The following is an 18242-nucleotide window of genomic DNA, read 5'->3' on the forward strand; positions in this document are numbered from 1 at the left end:
GTACCGGTTGCGGCGGAATGTACAAAAACGGCATGGGATTTTTGTATGGCTCGTACAGAGAGATTTTATCGTACTTTTACACAAAAAAACACAGATCGGACTTGTATTCCTGTGCAAAATCATGTATGATAGAGACGTATTATGGGATGCCACGGGCGTTCCAAAAAATAAAGGAGGAAAGAACCATGCGGAAAGTATTAGCATTGCTCCTGTCCCTGGTGATGACACTGACTCTGTTGGTGCCGGCCACCTGGGCAGAAGAGAAGCCGGCGGCTGGGTATCAGCTGCCAGCTTCTCTGAAGGGCAAGACGGTCATTCTGCACACCAACGACGTACATGGCGCTATTGACAAATACGCCAAGGTTGCGGCACTGAAAAACGAGTGCTACGACCGGGGCGCCAGCGCTGTGGTGCTGCTGGATGCCGGTGACTTCAGCCAAGGCTCTACCTACGTCAGCCTCAGCAAGGGCGCTACCGCCGTGGAGCTGATGAATGCCGTGGGCTACGACGCCGTGACGCTGGGCAACCACGAGTTTGACTACGGCTTCCCCCAGCTGAAGGCGAATCTCAGCTACAGCGCCGCCGACTTCCTGGTGACCTGCGTCAATCTGGTGGACGACGAGGGTGAGCCCATCTTCGCTCCCGGCGCTACCGCTCCCGTTACGGACGCTGACGACAACCCCCTCTTTAACCTCACCGTGATGGGTGTGGCCACTCCGGAGACTCAGACCAAGGCCAACCCCGCTCTGATGAAGGGCCTGACCTTCCTGTCCGGCCAGAAGCTGTATGACGCCGCCAACGCCGTGATCAAGGTCGCCCGTGAGGAGGGCAACGCCGATATCGTCATCGCTCTGACTCATCTGGGCGTAGATGCGTCCTCCGAACCCAACCGCTCCATCGATTTCGTGAAGAACGTCCCCGGTGTGGACATCGTCATCGACGGCCACTCCCACACCGTGATGACCGCCAACAAGGACAACGGCATGATCCAGTCTACCGGTACGGGTCTTGCGTATGTGGGCGCTTTCGTCATTGATAACGCCACCAAGAGCGTGGAGAGCAACGGTCTCATCGACCTGAGCACCTACACCAAGGAGGATGCCTCCGTCAAGGCCATCGCCGACAAGATCATCGGTGAGGTGGATGCCGAGTACGGCAAGGTGTTCGCCAAGACCGAGGTGGAGCTCAACGGCGACAAGGAGCCCGGCAACCGCACCGAGGAGACCAACATGGGCGACCTTATTACCGACGCCATGATGTGGGCCGTTAAGACCCGGATGCCCAGCATCAACATGGAGAACGCTGTGGCCATCACCAACGGCGGCGGCATCCGTGCCGCCATCAAGGCCGGCGACATCACCAAGAAGGACGTGTTCACCGTTCTGCCCTTCGGCAATACGCTGACGGTGGTGAATGTCACCGGCGCCGAGCTGCTGGAGGCGTTGGAGGCTGCTACCTTCTGCACTCCTGTGTCCTTGGGCGGCTTCCCCCAGACCGCCGGCATGAAGCTGACGGTGGACTGCACCAAGGATTACGACAAGAACGACACCACCTATCCCGGCTCCACCTACTATGGTCCCAAGAGCATCAACCGTGTGACCATCGAGAGCATCAACGGCAAGCCCTTTGATAAGGATGCCACCTACGCTGTCATCACCAACGACTTCCTGGCCGCCGGCGGCGACATCTACTACGCCTTCGCCGCTGCCAGCAGCCAGATCGAGAGCGGTCTGTCGCTGGACACCGTGGTCATGGACTACATCACCGATGAACTGGGCGGCACCGTCACCAAGGCCCGGTACGGCGAGCCTCAGGGCCGCATGACCATCATCCCGCCGGAGAAGACGGATGACGGCAAGATCACCATCGGCGGTCTGGACGCCAACGTCTGGATGACCAAGTACGGCAACGTCTACACCGACTGCAAGGCCAAGGACTTCATGGGCAAGCTGGGCTTTGCCTGGGGCGATCTGGTGACGGTCAAGTTCCTGGATAAGACCCTGACCCTGCCGGTGGTGCCTACCTATTCCTATGTGGATTCCGGCAAGCCCGCCATCATCGTGGAGAAGGACGCCGACGGTAAGCCTACCGGCTACGTCTCCATGGCTATCAACATGGGTAACTTTGCCGAGACCTATGAGCTGGCCAAGAAGCACACCAATGAGGATAAGACGTGGTACTGGACCGCTTGGGAGGGTGTGACCTATCCCGTGGAGGTCACCTTCAAGATGGCGGAGAAGGGCGGCTACATGGCCGAGTACATCATGCACGACCTGCAGCGCACCAATGACCGTGCCGATTATCCCAACCTGTCCGACGCCGAGTTCGGCAACTTCCGCAACATCGCCACCACCGGCATGGGCAAGGATGTGCTGTACCGTGGCTCCTCCCCCATCAACCCGGAGCTGGGCCGCAACACCTATGTGGATGCCGCTCTGAAGCAGGCGGGCGTGAACGTCATCATGAACCTTGCCAACAGTCAGGAGGAGGCCGAGGCCTATGAGGGCTTCGCTGATACCTACTACTCCGGCCAGAAGGTGATCTATCTGAATCTGGGCGTGGACTTCTCCGCTCCGGAGTTCCAGAAGGGTCTGGCCGAGGGCCTGCGGTTCTTCGCCGCCAACAAGGGTACCTACTATGTCCACTGCACCGAGGGCAAGGACCGTGCCGGTTTCGTCTCCGCTCTGCTGGAGTGCCTGATGGGCGCTACCTATGACGAGGTGGTGGCGGACTACATGGTCACCTACTACAACTACTACGGCGTGGAGCCCGGTACGGACAAGTACAACGCCATTGCCAACAGCAACATCATCAAGACCCTCCAGAACGCCTTCGGCGTGGAGGATCTGTCCAAGGCCGACCTGCAGAAGGGCGCTAAGGACTACATGAAGGCCATCGGTCTTACCGACGCCGAGATCACCGATCTGATGGTGAATCTGGGCTACGTGGCCCCCGTGGAGCCTGTGACACCCTCCAAGCCCGCTACCGGTGACGCCGGTATCGTGGTGTATCTGGGTCTGGGCGTGATGGCTCTGGCCGGTGGGGTGCTGGTGGCTAAGAAGAAGGAGCAGTTCTAAGTTCTTTCCGCAGATCATATTCCCCTTTTGAAAAAGCGTTCCGGAGCCTTTGGCTCCGGAACGCTTTTTTTGTACTCCTTCGTACCGTATAAAAGGGAGCCGCCTAAAGGCGGCTCCCTTCTACTATGGCTACTTACGCAAACAGATAGCTGTACCGGTCACGGACGGTGACGATGAGCTTTTCCAGCTCCGCAGGCAGGTCGTTGCTGCCGGAGAGGTCGTACTCCTTGGGCTCCCCGAAGGTACGCACCTTCACCCGGTCGCCGCCCAGGAACAGGACACCGGCGTTGTGGGAATCCGCCATATCCTCCGCTGTCTGGAAGAGGGTGAACTTATCGTGGCAGGGCTCGGAGTGGTAGGGGCAGAACTGGGTGCAGTTGCCGCACTCGTTGCACATCTTGTCCACGTGCAGGATCTGGTGGCTGCCGTCGGCCATGGCAATGACCACGTTGGCCCGGTTGGGGCAGGAGTCGGCACAGTTTTCGCAGGCGGTGGAGCACTGGAGGCAGCGCTCACCCTCGCAGGCGGTGCAGCCGCTCATCCGCAGGATACCCTTCTTGGCGATGGCGTCGGCCTTGGTGATGTAGGCCTGCTGGGGGATATCGTAGGTATGGGGAGCGCCGATGACTGCCTCGGCGAACTGTGCGGCGTCGGCAATGCCCTCCACCACCGTAGCGGGGCCACGGCGGGCGTCACCGGCGGCGTACACGCCCTCCACATTGGTTCGGAAGGCGGGGCGGCCCTTGCCGTCCACCTCCACGCCGTTGGAGGTCAGGAGGTCGCTGTCCACCTGCTCGCCCACGGCGGAGATCACCAGATCGCAGGGGATGTCCACATATTCACCGGTGGCCACGGGGCTGCGGCGGCCGGAGGCATCCGCCTCGCCCAGCTTCATCTTCTCGCAGCGCAGCACGCCATCCTTCTGCTCCACCGGGGCGCACAGCTCGGCAAAGACCACACCGTCCGCCAGCGCCAGCGCCAACTCATGCTCGTCGGCGGGCATATACTTCCTGGTGCGGCGATAGACGATGGTGACGTGCTGGGCGCCGCTGCGCTTGGCCAGACGGGCCGCATCCATGGCGGTATTGCCGGCGCCCACCACGGCCACATTGCCGCCCACGGAGATGTTCCCGGCCTTGACGCCCTTCATCCACTGGATGGCGCCGGCCACATCGCCGGGGATGCCCAGCCGGCCGGGCTTCCATGCGCCCACGGCATAGAGGATATGGGTGTAGCCCATGGCCTTCAGCTCCGCCACGGAGGGGGCGGGAGCGCCGCAGCGGACCTCCACGCCGTACTTCTCCATCAGGGCGATGTCCTTCTGGATGGCCTCGTTGGTGATGCGGAAGGCGGGGATCACGTGGCGGGGGACACCGCCCAGACACTGCTCCCGCTCGAAAATGGTGGTCTCGACACCGGCACGGCCCAGGAAATAGGCGGCGGCGATGCCGGTGGGGCCGCCGCCGATGATGGCGGCCTTCTTGCCCGCCACCTTGGCGGGATGGCGGATGGAGGCCATCAGGGCCTCATAGCCACGCTCCGCCGCCACCAGCTTGGTATCTCGGATACGGACGGACTCGTCGTAGAAATTCCGGGAGCACTTGGTCTGGCACCGGTGGGCGCAGATGGTGCCGGTGAGGAAGGGCAGGGGGTTCTTCTCGGTGATGAGCTTCAGGGCCGGGCCGTACAGGCCCTTGCGGACCAGCTCCACATATTCGGGGATATCCTGCTCGATGGGACAGCCGCCCTTGCAGGGAGCCATGAAGCAGTCCAGCCAAGGCACCTGCTTGTCGCTCTTGCGGCTGGGCAGGGGCTTGATGGGCTTGACGTGGTGGAAGTCCGTGTGGCTGGCGGTGGACAGGTCACAGATGGCCTGTGTGTCCGTGCCGGAGAAGGGGCGGTAGGGCAGAGCCTCCACCTTCTCCACCATTTGCAGCAGGCGGTTGTAGCCGCCGGGCTTGAGGATGGTGGTGGCCACGGTGATGGGCCAGATACCAGCGGCAAACAGCTTGTCGCAGTTGAAGTACTCGGCGCCGCCGGCGAAGGAGATCCGCATCCTGCCGCCGAACTGCCGGGAGATGCGGTGGCACATCTCGATGGTCAGGGGGAACAGGCTCCGGCCGGACATATACATCTCGTTGTTGGGCAGTTCACCACGGGTGGTGTCCACCGGGAAGGTGTTGGAGAGCTTCAGGCCGAACTCCAGACCGCAGCTGTCCGCCAGCTTCTGGAGCCGCTGGAACATGGGAACGGCGTCCGCCCACTGGAGATCCTCGTTGAAGTGGTGCTCGTCAAAGACGATGTAGTCATAGCCCATGGCGTCCAGCGTCCGCCGGGCAGTCTCGTAGCCCAGAATGGTGGGGTTGCATTTGACGAAGGTGTGCAGGTGCTTTTCGGAGATGAGATAGCTGGCAATGCGCTCGATCTCATCGGGAGGACATCCGTGGAGGGTAGAGACGGTGACGCTGCCGGAGACACGGGGGGAGATGGCGTCGATGAAGTCGCTCTCCGCCGGGAACAGCTCCTTCAGAACCGCCTTGCACTCACCGAAGATGGCGGTACGGCGGGCGTCCATCATGCCGTCGATGTAGGTGTTCACCTTCTCGCCCTTGATGCCCTCCAGATCGTAGCCTACGGACATATTGAACACGAAGCCGTCGGGATCGCCCAGATCGTAGACCTTGCTGAGAACCTTCAGGGCGCACCAGGCCTTGATGTACTCGTCCATGGCCTGCGGCACCGTCAGCTCCGTGGACCACTCCTGATTGTAGCCCTCGTCGTTGGCCAGAATGCAAGGGCGGGGGACGCAGGCGGCCAGATCGGCGCCGTCCATCTTCTGGACGGTCTTGACCTCGAAGAACCGTGCGCCGGCCACATAGGCGGCGATGATGTTCTGAGCCAGCTGGCTGTTGGGGCCGGCGGCGGGGCCGAAGGGAGTTTCGATGCGCTCACCGAAGATGGGCAGACTCTTGCCGGAGGCGCGATAGGCCTTGTGGATGCCGAAGATCTCGCCGCAGTCGGCGTATTCGGTGACCACCCAGTTCATAAGAGAGCGGAAGGGGATGGGATACATTTTTTCAGACATGGGGATTCCTCCTTATTGTGATATGGGGATGATGGGATATCAATACGTTCTGTGGTTCAGGTCACCCCACAGCTTTTTGGCGGCTTCCAGAATGTGGGCGTTCTCTGCCTCCTCGTCGATGCCCACCAGCACACGGTCCTGCATCAGCACCTTGCCGCCTGCGATGGTGGTCTGGCACTGGCGGCCGGTCATGCCGAAGATCATGTGGCCGTCGATGTTCTCGTCGGAGAAGGGGGTGAAGGGCTTATAGTCCATGACGATAATGTCCGCCGCTGCGCCGGCCTTCAGCACGCCCAGCGTGGTGGGGAAGTACTTCTCACCGATTTTGGCGTTGTTGCGGAACAGCATATCCGTCACCTCGCACCAGCCCACGTTGGGCAGGCAGTTCTGGCTCCGCTGGGAGCACAGGGCCACCTTGATGGACTCCAGCATATCGTTGGTATAGGCATCGGTACCCATGCCCAGCAGGATGCCCCGCTTGTGCAGCTGGATCACCGGGCAGATGCCGATGGCGTTGCCCATGTTGCTCTCCGGGTTATTCACCACCATGGTGTTGGTGTGCTGGATGATCTCCATCTCGGCGGTGTTGACGTGGATGCAATGGCCCAGAATGGTCTTGTCCCCCAGAATACCGTGGTCCTGCAGCCGCTGGATGGGGCGGCGGCCGTAGTTCTGCAGGGAATCATACACATCGTTCATGCCCTCAGATACATGGATGTGGTAGCCGGTGCGGCCGTTGTTGGCGGCCACCATCCGGTCGAAGGTCTTGTCGCTGATGGTGAACAGGGCGTGGCCGCCGAACATGGCCGCCAGCATGGGGTCCTTGTTCTTCTCACACTCGGTGATAAAGTCGGCGTTCTCCTGAATGGCCTGCAGGCACTTCTCCTCGCCGTCCCGGTCGGAGACCTCATAGCACAGACAGGAGCGCAGGCCCAGACGCTTGGACTCCTCGGCGATGGTGTGGAGGGTGCCGGGAATCTCGCCATAGGAGGCGTGGTGGTCGAAGATGGTGGTGACACCCTGCTTGATGGAGTCCATGTACAGAGCCGTGGCGCTGGCCCGTGTGCCGTCCATCATCAGCTTGCGGTCGATGGCCCACCATGTACCGTCCAGTACCTCATAGAAGTTGGTGGGATTGTTGCCCACGATGGACAGACCTCTCGCCAGAGCGGAGTAGATGTGGGTGTGGGCGTTGATGAGGGCGGGCATGATGACGCCGCCCTTGGCATCGATGCAGTGGGCGTCGGGGTACTTCTGACGTAGGGCGCTCTCCTCACCTACCTCCACGATCTTGCTGCCCTCGTAGGCCACGGCACCATGCTCGTAATAGCCCTTGCCCTCCGTGTCACGGGTGATGAGTCTGCCGTTGATGACCAGATTCATGATGTTTCCTCCTTTTATAATGTTTCCGGGTAACAAAAAATGCTCCAAATCCCCGGAGAGATCTGAAACACTCAAGCAACCGCCGAGTGATAGTTGCAGCCCGTGTGCGAGACACTTCCTTACAGCTACCAATCTGAATTGTCACACTCATTCTACCCGAAAACGGCGCAAAATGCAACAGCAAATTCCATGGAAATGCCGAAAAATATCCGCAGGCATGGAATGTCTGCGGATATTTCGGATAGAAAAGAGAGAATTGCTGAAAAAGCTTTCAGTTTTGCTGCGGGGTTTACTTGGTGCCGAAGATGCGGTCGCCGGCGTCGCCCAGACCGGGGACGATGTAGCCGTTCTCGTTCAGGTGGTCGTCCAGCGCAGCGCAGTAGATGTCCACATCGGGGTGGCGCTCATAGATGAATTTCACGCCCTCCGGGGCTGCCACCAGGATCATCAGCTTGATGTTCTTGCAGCCCAGCTCCTTCATCTTGGTGATGGCCATGTCGGCGCTGCCGCCGGTGGCCAGCATGGGATCCACGATCAGCACGTCACGGCCGGCGATGTCCTTGGGGTACTTCAGGAAGTAGAAGTGGGGCTCCAGCGTCTCCTCATCCCGGTACATGCCGATGTGGGCCACACGGGCGGAGGGAACCAGCGTCAGGATGCCGTCCTCAAAGCCCAGTCCGGCCCGCAGGATGGGGACGATGGCCAGCTTCTTGCCTGCCAGCACAGGCGCCTCGTAGGAGCAGATGGGGGTCTCGATGGTCCGGGTGGTCATGGGCAGGTCACGGGTGGCCTCGTAGGTCAGCAGCATGGCGATCTCGCCCACCAGTGCCCGGAAGTCCTTCACGCTGGTGTTCTTGTCACGCATCACCGACAGCTTGTGCTGCACCAGGGGATGGTCCACAATGTGCAGGGTGGGAAACTGATTGCTCATAGTCTTGTCCTCCGCATATAAAAATTTTTGAATCAGTCCAAAGTGATCTTCAGGCCCTTGGCCAGCCGCTCCCGCTCCGCCTGACTCAGCCGCAGGTAGACCGGAACCAGATCACGGGCGGATACCGTTTCGCCACGGGCGGCCATCTCCTCCGCCGCCAACGCCACGCCCACGGCGTTCTGCATCACCAGCTGGGCCGGGGCCATGCGGCAGGGGATGCCCGCCTCGGAGAGAAAGCCGCTGCACAGAGCGGCGCCGTCCCCCACCACCAGCTTGGGCCGGGGATCGTTTTGCAGCTCCTCCGCCAGCTGGGACAGGGCGATGGCCCGGTCGGGGGTCAGCCGGGTGAGCTGTCCGCCTTCGGCGGCGAATACGGCGTTATAGACCTGACTGCGCCGGGCGTCCATGGAACAGACGATGAGGCCATCCATGTGCCGCAGGTTCTGGGCCATGGCCTCCAGCGTGGACACACCGCAGCAGGGCTTGTCCGCCGCCCAGGCCAGCCCCTTCAGGGTCGATACCCCGATCCGCAGGCCGGTGAAGCTTCCCGGCCCCGCCGCCACTGCCAGCAGGTCCATGTCCGACAGCGACTGCTCGCTCTCCCGCAGCATGGCGTCCACCAGCGGCATCAGGGTACGGCTGTGGGTGAGGCCGGTGTTCTGATAAGTATAGGCCCGCACCACGCCGCCGTCGGTCACGGCAGCGGATACGCTTTTGGCAGAGGTTTCCAGAGCCAGTATTTTCAAAATCCCGTCACCCCCGTTATGGTGATGCACCGTCCGTTGTCCTCGCCCTCCAGCCGGCGGATGTCCACCCACACGGTGTCCTCCGGCAGGGCCTCGGCCACGTTCTCACTCCACTCCACGGCGCACACGCCGCCCCGGTCCAGATAGTCCTCCCACCCGATATCAAAGAGAGCGTCGGCATCCGGCAGGCGGTACATATCGAAGTGGAACAGGGGGATGCGCCCCTGATACTCGTTGACGATGGTGAAGGTGGGGCTGGTGACCCGGTCCCGGCAATCCAGCCCACGGGCCAGACCACGGGTGAAGGCGGTCTTGCCCATGCCCAGCCCGCCACGGTAGGCGATGACGGTGCCGGGGGCCAGGGCGCAGCCCAGCCGACAGCCCAGCGCCTCCGTCTCGGCGGCGCTGTGGGTGAGATGCTCCATGTCCATCGCCTCCTATCCTGAAATCGACTTATTATAGCACACATCCCCACGGATGAAAAGGGCAAACTTGCCCAAGGGTAGGGGGAATGTAGGCTTTACCTTTTTACGCTCCTGTGCTATACTGATACATGATATGCAACCATACGAAGGGAGGGCGGCCCATGAACCTGTGTGACCGCAATGAGATACAGGAGCTGCTGCGGCGTCACGGCTTCCGTTTTTCCAAATCCATGGGGCAGAACTTCCTCATTGAAAGCTGGGTGCCGGAGGATATCGCCGCCGCCAGCGGCGCCGACCGACAGACCGGCGTGCTGGAGATCGGTCCCGGCATCGGCCCCCTGACCCAGCAGCTGGCCCGGCGGGCGGGGAAGGTAGTCTCCGTGGAGCTGGATCGTCGGCTCTATCCCGTGCTGCGGGAGACTATGGCGGACTTTGACAACTTCACCCTGCTGGAGGGGGATGCCATGAAGCTGCCCCTACGGCAGACGGTGAAAGAGCAGTTTTCCGGTCTACGGCCCATTCTGTGTGCCAATCTGCCCTATAACATCACCACACCTTTCCTTACCGCCTGCGTGGAGGCCCAGTGCTTCGACAGTCTGACGGTGCTGATCCAGAAGGAGGTGGCCCAGCGCATCTGCGCTGCCCCCGGTACGGCGGACTACGGGGCCTTTACCCTGCTGATGCAGTACTATACCCAGCCGGAGCTGCTGTTCACCGTTTCCAACACCTGCTTCCTGCCGGCCCCCAAGGTCACCTCGGCGGTGATCCACTGCCGCAGCCGCAAGGCTCCGCCGGTGGAGGTGTGCTCCAGGGAGATGCTGTTCCGCACCGTCCGGGCGGGCTTTGCCCTGCGGCGCAAGACATTGGTGAACTCCTTGCAGACGGCCTTCCCCCTGCCCAAGGAGCGGCTGACGGAGATCGTCGCTGCCTGCGGGCTGGATCCCTCTGTGCGGGGAGAGCGGCTGGGGCTGGCGGAATATGCCCGGCTGGCGGATGCGCTGGCGGCGGAAAAGGAGGGGTGAGATGTTTCGCTCGTTGTTTGATCCCAACAGCGCCTTCTCCCGTGGCATGGAGCGGGTGTGGACGCTGGTGGTGCTGAATGTGCTGTGGGTGTTGTGCTCTCTGCCGGTGGTGACCATAGGCCCCTCCACAGCGGCGCTGTATCAGGTGCTGGGGAAAGTGATACAGGGGGAGGACAGCCACACGGCGAGAAAATTTTTCGCCGCATGGCGGGAGAACTTCAAGTGTGCCCTGCTGGTATGGCTGCCCATGCTGGCGGTGCTGGTTCTGTGCGGCTTTGATCTGTACTTCGCCGTTCTGAACGATCGGTTTTTGTGGAAGCTGCTGGCGGTATTCGCCTTGCAGCTGGCGGCAGTGGAGCTGACGTTTGTGTTTCCCCTGATGGCCCGGTATCAGAACACGTGGCGCAGCCACATGAAAAATGCCATGCTGGTGGGGGTGGGGAACCTGCCACGGATGCTGCTGATCTGGCTGATCTGGGCGGTGCCGGTGGGGGCGTGTCTGGTGTTCCCGTGGCTGCGGCTGTATCTGAGCCTTGTGTGGCTGCTGATCGGGTACAGCAGTCTCAGCTATGTGACGGCTCTGCTGCTGCGGCCGGTGTTCCGGCGGCTGGAGCAGCCCAAGGATGACCCGAAGAAGGACGGGACGGATGCGTCCTGACCGGCGGGAGCTGACGGCTTGACAAGCGGCGTCAGGTATGGTAAACTGTGATAAATTTTGTAATGTACGGAGGGTACAGCTATGAAGCACATTCAGACCATTGAGACCCGTGACCTCTGCCAGAGCGCCAAGAACGGCGGCTGCGGCGAGTGCCAGACCTCCTGCCAGTCTGCCTGCAAGACCAGCTGCGGTATTGCCAATCAGGCTTGCGAGAAGAAGAACAACGACTGAGTTGTGAAAACCATGGTGCCGCCCTTGCCGGGCGGCATTTTTGGCGTAGAGATCAAATATAAAGGTAGGAAACAGGATGATACATCAATATAAGCTGGGTGACCTGTGCGTGGTGCTGGATGTGTGCTCCGGCTCCGTCCACGCCGTGGACGAGGTGGCCTATGACATGATCGCCGGGTTCGAGACGCAGGAGCGGGAGACGCTGGTGGAAGCGCTGGCGGAGAAGTACCGGGATCGGGAGGATGTGACCCGGCCGGAGCTGGAGGAGTGCTACGATCAGCTGCTGGCGCTGAAGGATGCGGGGAAGCTTTTCACCGAGGACACCTTCGCCCCCATGGCCGGGGAGCTGAAGGCCCGTACCTCCGGAGTCATCAAGGCATTGTGCCTCCATGTGGCCCACACCTGCAACCTCAACTGCTCCTACTGCTTCGCCAGTCAGGGCAAGTACCACGGCGACCGGGCGCTGATGAGCTATGAGGTGGGCAAGCAGGCGCTGGACTTCCTCATGGATCATTCCGGTACCCGGCACAATCTGGAGGTAGACTTCTTCGGCGGTGAGCCGCTGATGAATTTCGACGTGGTGAAGCGGCTGGTGGCCTATGCACGCAGCGTGGAGAAGGAGCGGGGCAAGCACTTCCGCTTTACCCTGACCACCAATGGGGTGCTCATCGACGACGACGTCATCGACTTCGCCAACCGGGAGATGAGCAATGTGGTGCTGAGTCTGGACGGCCGCAAGGAGGTCCATGACCGCTACCGGGTGGACTATGCAGGAAACGGCAGCTGGGAGAAGATCGTTCCCAAGTTCCAGAAGCTGGTGCAGGCCCGGCAGGGGAAGAACTACTATATGCGGGGGACCTTCACCCATGCAAACCCCGACTTTTTGAAGGACATCCAGACCATGCTGGATCTGGGCTTCACGGAGCTGAGCATGGAGCCGGTGGTGGCTGCCCCCGGTGATCCGGCGGCCCTGACGGAGGCGGACAAGGAAATCGTCATGCAGCAGTATGAGGAGCTGGCCCGACTGATGCTGCAGCGGGACAAGGAGGGACGGCCCTTCACCTTCTACCATTACATGATCGACCTCAAGGGCGGCCCCTGTATTTATAAGCGCATCTCCGGCTGCGGCTCCGGTACGGAGTACATGGCCGTGACTCCTTGGGGCGACCTGTACCCCTGTCACCAGTTCGTGGGCGACGAGAAATTCAAGCTTGGCAATATCTGGGACGGGGTGGAGAACCATGCCGTGCAGGCGGAGTTTGCCGGGTGCAACGTGTATGCACGGGAGGAGTGCCGGGACTGCTGGGCACGGCTCTATTGCTCCGGAGGCTGCGCTGCCAACGCCTATCATGCCACCGGCTCCGTCCGGGGCGTATACGCCGACGGCTGCGATCTGTTCCGCAAGCGCATGGAGTGTGCCATCGCCGTGGCGGTGGCCCGTGAGCTGGGGACGGAATGAGTACCCCTATCTGCGATTTCGTCCGCCGCTACGCCGGCGGCGGGGCCGTGCGGCTGCATATGCCCGGCCACAAGGGCTGCGGCCCGCTGGGCTTCGAGGCACTGGACATCACGGAGATAGACGGCGCTGACGATCTGTTTCACCCGGAGGGCATTATCGCCCGGAGCGAGGAGAACGCCGGAGCCATCTTTGGAGCACACACCCTGTACGCCACCGGAGGCTCCACCCTGTGCATCCAGGCCATGGTGCAGCTGCTGGCGGTATATGCACGCAGTCGGGGGCAGAGGCCCCTGCTGCTGGCGGGACGCAATGCCCACAAGGCATTCGTCAATGCCGCCGCTCTGCTGGACGTGCCGGTGCGCTGGCTCTGTCCGGCAGCGGGAGAGACCTATTACAGCGGGGCCGTGACCCCGGAGCAGCTGGAGCGGGAGCTGGCTTGCAGCCGGGAGCCGGTGACGGCGGTGTATCTCACCTGCCCGGACTATCTGGGGGAGCTGCCGGATGTGGCGGCGTTGGCGACGGTGTGCCGCCGGGCTGGGGTGCTGCTGGCGGTGGACAATGCCCACGGGGCATATCTGAAATTCCTGTCCCCCTCCCGGCATCCCATGGATCTGGGAGCAGACCTGTGCTGCGACTCCGCCCATAAGACGCTGCCGGTGGTCACGGGCGGGGCGTATCTGCACATCGCCCATCAGGCCCCGGAGCTGCTGCACCGGCAGGCCAAGGCGTCCATGGGGCTGTGGGGCTCCAGCAGCCCGTCGTATCTGATCTTGCAGTCGCTGGACGCTGCCAACGAGCTGTTGGCGGACTATCCGGAGAAGCTGCAAGCGCTGCTGCCGCAGCTGGAGAGTCTGCGTCGTCGGCTGGCGGCGCAGGGATGGGAGCTTCTCTCCGGCGAGCCGCTGAAGGTGACGCTGTGTCCCAAAGGGTACGGCTACACCGGCTCGGAGGTGGCGGCGGCACTGGAGAGAGACGGCATCTACCCGGAGTTTTACGACCCGGATCATGTGGTGCTGATGGTATCGCCCCAGAACGACCCGTCAGATCTGTGGCGGCTGGAGAAGGCGCTGACGGCGCTGCCCCGAAGGGCAGCCATCCGGCAGGGGCCGCCCCCCATGCCTCGGCTGGAACAGGCGGTGACGCCCCATGAGGCCATGCTCTCCCCATGGGAGGAGGTGCCGCTGGCGGCGTGCTGCGGCCGTATCTCCGCTGCAGGAGTACTGGGCTGTCCCCCGGCGGTGCCGGTGGTGCTGTGCGGCCAGCGGATAGATGCGGCGGCGGTGGAGGTGTTGCGCTATTACGACTTTCACCGGTGCGCTGTACTGACGGAATAAGAAAAAGGAACCCCACGGCGTATTACGCTGTGGGGTTCCATATCTATGCGAGCAGGTCTGTAAGCCGGGTTCTGTATTTGACAGTCATCTATCTAAGCGCATCGTTGCCGGTGCGCTTCAGCCACCTCGGGAGCGGACGGGCCGCCCTATTGCTCCCATAGCGGTGTTGCTCCGGATAGAGTTTACAGCATCGGACACTCTCGAGCCGATGGGTGAGCTCTTACCTCGCCTTTCCACCCTTACCTCCGAAGAGGCGGTATATCTCTGTTGCACTTTTCCTGAAGTCGCCTTCGGCGGGCGTTACCCGTTATCCTTGCCCTGTGGAGCCCGGACTTTCCTCATGAACAGGCTTTCGCCTTGTCCCCGCAACTGTCTGGCCTACTCGCAGGGTCTATTGTACAGGATGGCGCCGAAAAAGTCAACCGGAGATGGGCTCCTCCGGCGGGGTGCGGCGGCGCTTGCGGACCAGCAGGGCGATGAGGGTATAGACATCCTCCGTCAGCAGAGCCAGTACGAGGAAACGAATCGAGCCGAACTTCCAGATAAACAGTGCAGTTGTGACCACGATAAAAGCGATTTGCAGCAGCAGGTCCGGGAGCGGGAGATTCGGAGACACCAATTTGGGACGGATCAGAAGGATCAGTGTGCCCAAAATCACGGACAATATGTAGTAAGTCGCAATAGGGTATATGTTGAAGTGTATCGTGGAGTATTCCTGTATGGGTCTCTGCGCTGCTAAGATGCCAAAGAAGGCGGCATACAGCAATATGTTGATGCACTTTTTCATAGCCATTGTCCTTTCTTTAGTTGATGATATCATTGTAGCATAGGAATAGACAATGCGCAACATAAAAAGTGAAATATATTAAAAAACTTTGTGGAAAATATAGAAAATTATATACAGAGTATAAAATAAGGGGGCGGCCTCTGGTAGAAGGCCACCCCCTTCAGGAGGAGATATAAGGGATGTGTGGAGAGGGGCTATCGGCGCAGCTGATCCCAGAGGACAATGCGGTCGGAGGAGAGGGTTCGGGGCAGATCGATGATGCGCTGGTTGCGGCTGCCACGGAACTGGAGGGAGATGTCCTTTTCCTCCCGGAGGAAGCGGCCGTCTACCAGAATATCAATGCAGTGCAGGAGGTCGTCTGTCACCTCGCAGCGGGGATAGGAGCCATCCTGCAGCAACTCGTCCTCCAGTCGGAAACCGGTGAAGCACCAGACATTCTTCCGGGGATAGCGGCGGCGGACCTCCCGCAGGAAGGGCAGCAGGTCCCGCTGGTTCCGAGGCTCGAAGGGCTCGCCACCCAGCACCGTCAGGCCATTGACGAAGGGCTTGTCCAGCTCACGGAAGATCTCCGTCTCCGTCTCGTGGGTGAAGGGCCGGCCGTAGCGGAAGTCCCAGGTCTGGGGCTGGAAGCAGTCGGGGCAGTGGTTGGTGCAGCCGGAGACGAACAGCGTCACCCGCACTCCGGCTCCGTTGGCAATATCACATTTTTTCAGGGCTCCGTAGTACATGACATGGTCTCTTTTCGGTAAGATATTGCGGGGAAATGGGGGCTTACAGGTGCAGGACCCGATCCTTGATCTCCTGCGTGCGGCCCTGATTCCAGAACTGGGTGCCGATGTAGCCACAGGTGCGGCGGGCCACGTTCATCTTATCCTGATCGGTGTTGCCGCACTGGGGGCATTTCCAGATGAGCTTGCCGTCCTCCTCCACCACGCTGATCTCGCCGTCCCAGCCGCAGACCTGACAATAGTCGCTCTTGGTGTTCAGCTCGGCGTAGATGATGTGGTCATAGATGAACTTCATGACCTCCAGCACGGCGGGGATGTTGTTCTGCATATCCGGCACCTCCACATAGCTGATGGCGCCGCCGGGGGACAGGTGCTGGAACTGGGCCTCGAACTCCAGCTTGGTGAAGGCGTCAATGGGTTCGGTGACGTGGACGTGGTAGCTGTTGGTGATGTAGCCCTTGTCGGTGATGCCCTCGATGACGCCGAAGCGCTTTTGCAGGCACTTGGCGAACTTGTAGGTGGTGGACTCCAGCGGCGTGCCGTAGAGGGAGTAGTCAATATCCTCGGCGTTCTTCCACTCCTTGCACTTGTCGTTCATCCGCTGCATGATGGACAGGGCAAAGGGGGTGGCGGAGGGGTCGGTGTGGCTCTTGCCGGTCATGAACTTGACGCACTCATACAGGCCTGCATAGCCCAACGAAATGGTGGAGTAGCCGCCGTAGAGCAGCTTGTCGATGACCTCGCCCTTTTTCAGACGGGCCAGAGCACCGTACTGCCACAGGATGGGGGCGGCGTCGGAGGTGGTACCCTTCAGGCGCTCGTGGCGGCAGCGCAGCGCACGGTGGCACAGCTCCAGCCGCTCGTCGAAGATCTTCCAGAATTTCTCAATGTTGCCGCCGGAGGACAGGGCCACGTCCGGAAGATTGATGGTCACCACACCCTGATTGAACCGACCGTAGTATTTGTGCTTGCCGGGCTCGTAATTCCCGGCGTTGGCGATGTTGCCCACCCCGGCGTCGGTGAAGCGGTCGGGGGTCAGGAAGGAGCGGCAGCCCATGCAGGTATACACGTCACCCTTGAGCTCCTTCATCTTCTTCTCGGAGATGTAGTCCGGCACCATGCGCCGGGCGGTACATTTGGCCGCCAGCTCCGTCAGATACCAATAGGGGGTGTCCTCGTGGATGTTGTCCTCCTCCAGCACATAGATCAGCTTGGGGAAGGCGGGAGTGACCCACACGCCCTGCTCATTCTTGACGCCCTGATACCGCTGGAGGAGCATCTCCTCCACGATCATGGCAAGATCCTTCTTCTCCCGCTCGTCGTGGGCCTCGTTGAGGTACATGAACACGGTGATGAAGGGGGCCTGTCCGTTAGTGGTCAGCAGCGTCACCACCTGATACTGGATGGTCTGTACGCCACGGCGGATCTCCTCCCGCAGGCGGGTCTCCACCAGCTCGTGGATCTTCTCCTCACCGGGGTCAAAGCCGATGGAGTCCATCTCCGCCTGAACGATCTTGCGGATCTTCTGGCGGCTGACCTCCACGAAGGGGGCCAGATGGGTCAGGCTGATGGACTGGCCGCCATACTGGTTGCTGGCCACCTGGGCCACGATCTGGGTGGCGATGTTGCAGGCGGTGGCGAAGCTGTGGGGCCGCTCGATGAGGGTACCGGTGATGACGGTGCCGTTTTGCAGCATATCCTCCAGATTCACCAGATCGCAGTTGTGCATATGCTGGGCATAATAATCCGTGTCGTGGAAGTGGATGATGCCCTCCTCGTGGGCCTCCACGATCTCACGGGGCAGCAGCAGGCGGTTGGTGATGTCACGGCTCACCTCGCCGGCCATGTAGTCCCGCTGGGTGGAGTTCACCACCGGGTTCTTATTGGAGTTCTCCTGCTTGGCCTCCTCGTTGTTGCACTCGATGAGGGAGAGAATCTTGTCGTCGGTGGTGTTGGAGCGGCGCACCAGAGAGCGGGTGTAGCGGTAGGTGATGTAGTGCTTGGCCACCTCAAAGGCCCCATGGGCCATGATGTGGTGCTCCACCATGTCCTGAATTTCCTCCACGGTGGCGGCACGGTTCATTTTCTGACATTGCAGCTCCACGGACTCAGCGATGCGGCGGATCTGCACCGGGGTCATGCGGTCGGCCTCGTCCACGTCCTCGTTGGCCTTGGTGATGGCCACAATGATCTTGGTGATGTCAAAGGCCACCTCGGAGCCGTTGCGCTTGATGATTTTCATTCTTTCTCCTCCTTGCCGTATGAAAAGTCGCCACAGGGCGGCTATGAATGCGAACACTGATATCATACACTATATATGGTGGTGATGCAAGGGGGAGAGCCAAAATATAGACGAAAACCAGCACCAAAAATCCA

Annotated in this window: 14 protein-coding genes and 1 other RNA gene; 6 read left to right on the forward strand and 9 right to left on the reverse strand. The window is 61.0% G+C overall.

Translation table 11 applies throughout. From position 1 onward, the window contains the following. Positions 1–185: 185 nt before the first annotated feature. Positions 186–3077, forward strand: a complete 2892-nt coding sequence (locus KJS28_RS02850) for a 5'-nucleotidase C-terminal domain-containing protein (RefSeq protein WP_213541651.1) — start codon at positions 186–188, stop codon at positions 3075–3077. Positions 3078–3210: 133 nt separating this feature from the next. Here KJS28_RS02850 and ygfK read toward each other — a convergent pair whose 3' ends face one another. From ygfK to tsaE, 5 genes are all read right to left on the reverse strand, one after another. Next, complete coding sequence (gene ygfK, locus KJS28_RS02855) at positions 3211–6162, reverse strand: putative selenate reductase subunit YgfK (RefSeq protein ID WP_213541652.1); 2952 nt, start codon at positions 6160–6162, stop codon at positions 3211–3213. Between the two features lie 39 nt (positions 6163–6201). Next, complete coding sequence (gene ssnA, locus KJS28_RS02860) at positions 6202–7545, reverse strand: putative aminohydrolase SsnA (protein WP_213541653.1); 1344 nt, start codon at positions 7543–7545, stop codon at positions 6202–6204. A gap of 289 nt (positions 7546–7834) precedes the next feature. After that, on the reverse strand, positions 7835–8476 hold the full coding sequence (upp, locus tag KJS28_RS02865) for a uracil phosphoribosyltransferase (RefSeq protein WP_213541654.1): 642 nt from the start codon (positions 8474–8476) through the stop codon (positions 7835–7837). Positions 8477–8508: 32 nt separating this feature from the next. Further along, positions 8509–9222, reverse strand: coding sequence for a tRNA (adenosine(37)-N6)-threonylcarbamoyltransferase complex dimerization subunit type 1 TsaB (tsaB, locus tag KJS28_RS02870; protein WP_213541655.1), 714 nt, complete (start codon positions 9220–9222; stop codon positions 8509–8511). After that, positions 9219–9647, reverse strand: a complete 429-nt coding sequence (gene tsaE / locus KJS28_RS02875) for a tRNA (adenosine(37)-N6)-threonylcarbamoyltransferase complex ATPase subunit type 1 TsaE (RefSeq protein WP_213541656.1) — start codon at positions 9645–9647, stop codon at positions 9219–9221. The genes tsaB and tsaE overlap by 4 nt, the downstream gene beginning before the upstream one ends. A 161-nt stretch (positions 9648–9808) precedes the next feature. On the opposite strand from tsaE, the gene rsmA reads away from it, so the two are divergent. From rsmA to KJS28_RS02900, 5 genes are all read left to right on the forward strand, one after another. After that, positions 9809–10669 (forward strand): 16S rRNA (adenine(1518)-N(6)/adenine(1519)-N(6))-dimethyltransferase RsmA, encoded by an 861-nt coding sequence (rsmA, locus tag KJS28_RS02880; RefSeq protein ID WP_213541657.1) that lies wholly within the window; start codon positions 9809–9811, stop codon positions 10667–10669. 1 nt (position 10670) lies between these two features. Beyond that, positions 10671–11327, forward strand: a complete 657-nt coding sequence (locus KJS28_RS02885; RefSeq protein ID WP_213541658.1) for a YesL family protein — start codon at positions 10671–10673, stop codon at positions 11325–11327. 81 nt (positions 11328–11408) lie between these two features. After that, positions 11409–11558 (forward strand): six-cysteine ranthipeptide SCIFF, encoded by a 150-nt coding sequence (gene scfA, locus KJS28_RS02890; protein ID WP_213541659.1) that lies wholly within the window; start codon positions 11409–11411, stop codon positions 11556–11558. 76 nt (positions 11559–11634) lie between these two features. Continuing rightward, positions 11635–13017: a thioether cross-link-forming SCIFF peptide maturase gene (gene scfB / locus KJS28_RS02895; protein ID WP_213541660.1), complete on the forward strand. Its 1383-nt coding sequence runs from the start codon at positions 11635–11637 to the stop codon at positions 13015–13017. Beyond that, a complete protein-coding gene (locus KJS28_RS02900) occupies positions 13014–14351 on the forward strand; it encodes an Orn/Lys/Arg family decarboxylase (RefSeq protein WP_213541661.1) in 1338 nt (445 codons plus the stop codon). The genes scfB and KJS28_RS02900 overlap by 4 nt, the downstream gene beginning before the upstream one ends. 44 nt (positions 14352–14395) lie before the next feature. Here KJS28_RS02900 and rnpB read toward each other — a convergent pair. The 4 genes from rnpB to nrdD all read right to left on the reverse strand — a co-directional run bounded on the left by rnpB (position 14396) and on the right by nrdD (position 18108). Beyond that, an RNA gene (gene rnpB / locus KJS28_RS02905) (RNase P RNA component class A) lies at positions 14396–14736 on the reverse strand. Between the two features lie 33 nt (positions 14737–14769). After that, the gene (locus KJS28_RS02910) at positions 14770–15138 is read right to left on the reverse strand and encodes a hypothetical protein (protein WP_213541662.1); all 369 of its coding nucleotides are present in this window, start codon (positions 15136–15138) and stop codon (positions 14770–14772) included. A gap of 194 nt (positions 15139–15332) precedes the next feature. Further along, complete coding sequence (nrdG, locus tag KJS28_RS02915; protein ID WP_213541663.1) at positions 15333–15866, reverse strand: anaerobic ribonucleoside-triphosphate reductase activating protein; 534 nt, start codon at positions 15864–15866, stop codon at positions 15333–15335. A gap of 43 nt (positions 15867–15909) precedes the next feature. Further along, the gene (nrdD, locus tag KJS28_RS02920) at positions 15910–18108 is read right to left on the reverse strand and encodes an anaerobic ribonucleoside-triphosphate reductase (protein ID WP_213541664.1); all 2199 of its coding nucleotides are present in this window, start codon (positions 18106–18108) and stop codon (positions 15910–15912) included. Positions 18109–18242 lie beyond the last annotated feature (134 nt).

Source organism: Vescimonas coprocola (assembly GCF_018408575.1).
Lineage (GTDB): Bacteria > Bacillota > Clostridia > Oscillospirales > Oscillospiraceae > Vescimonas > Vescimonas coprocola.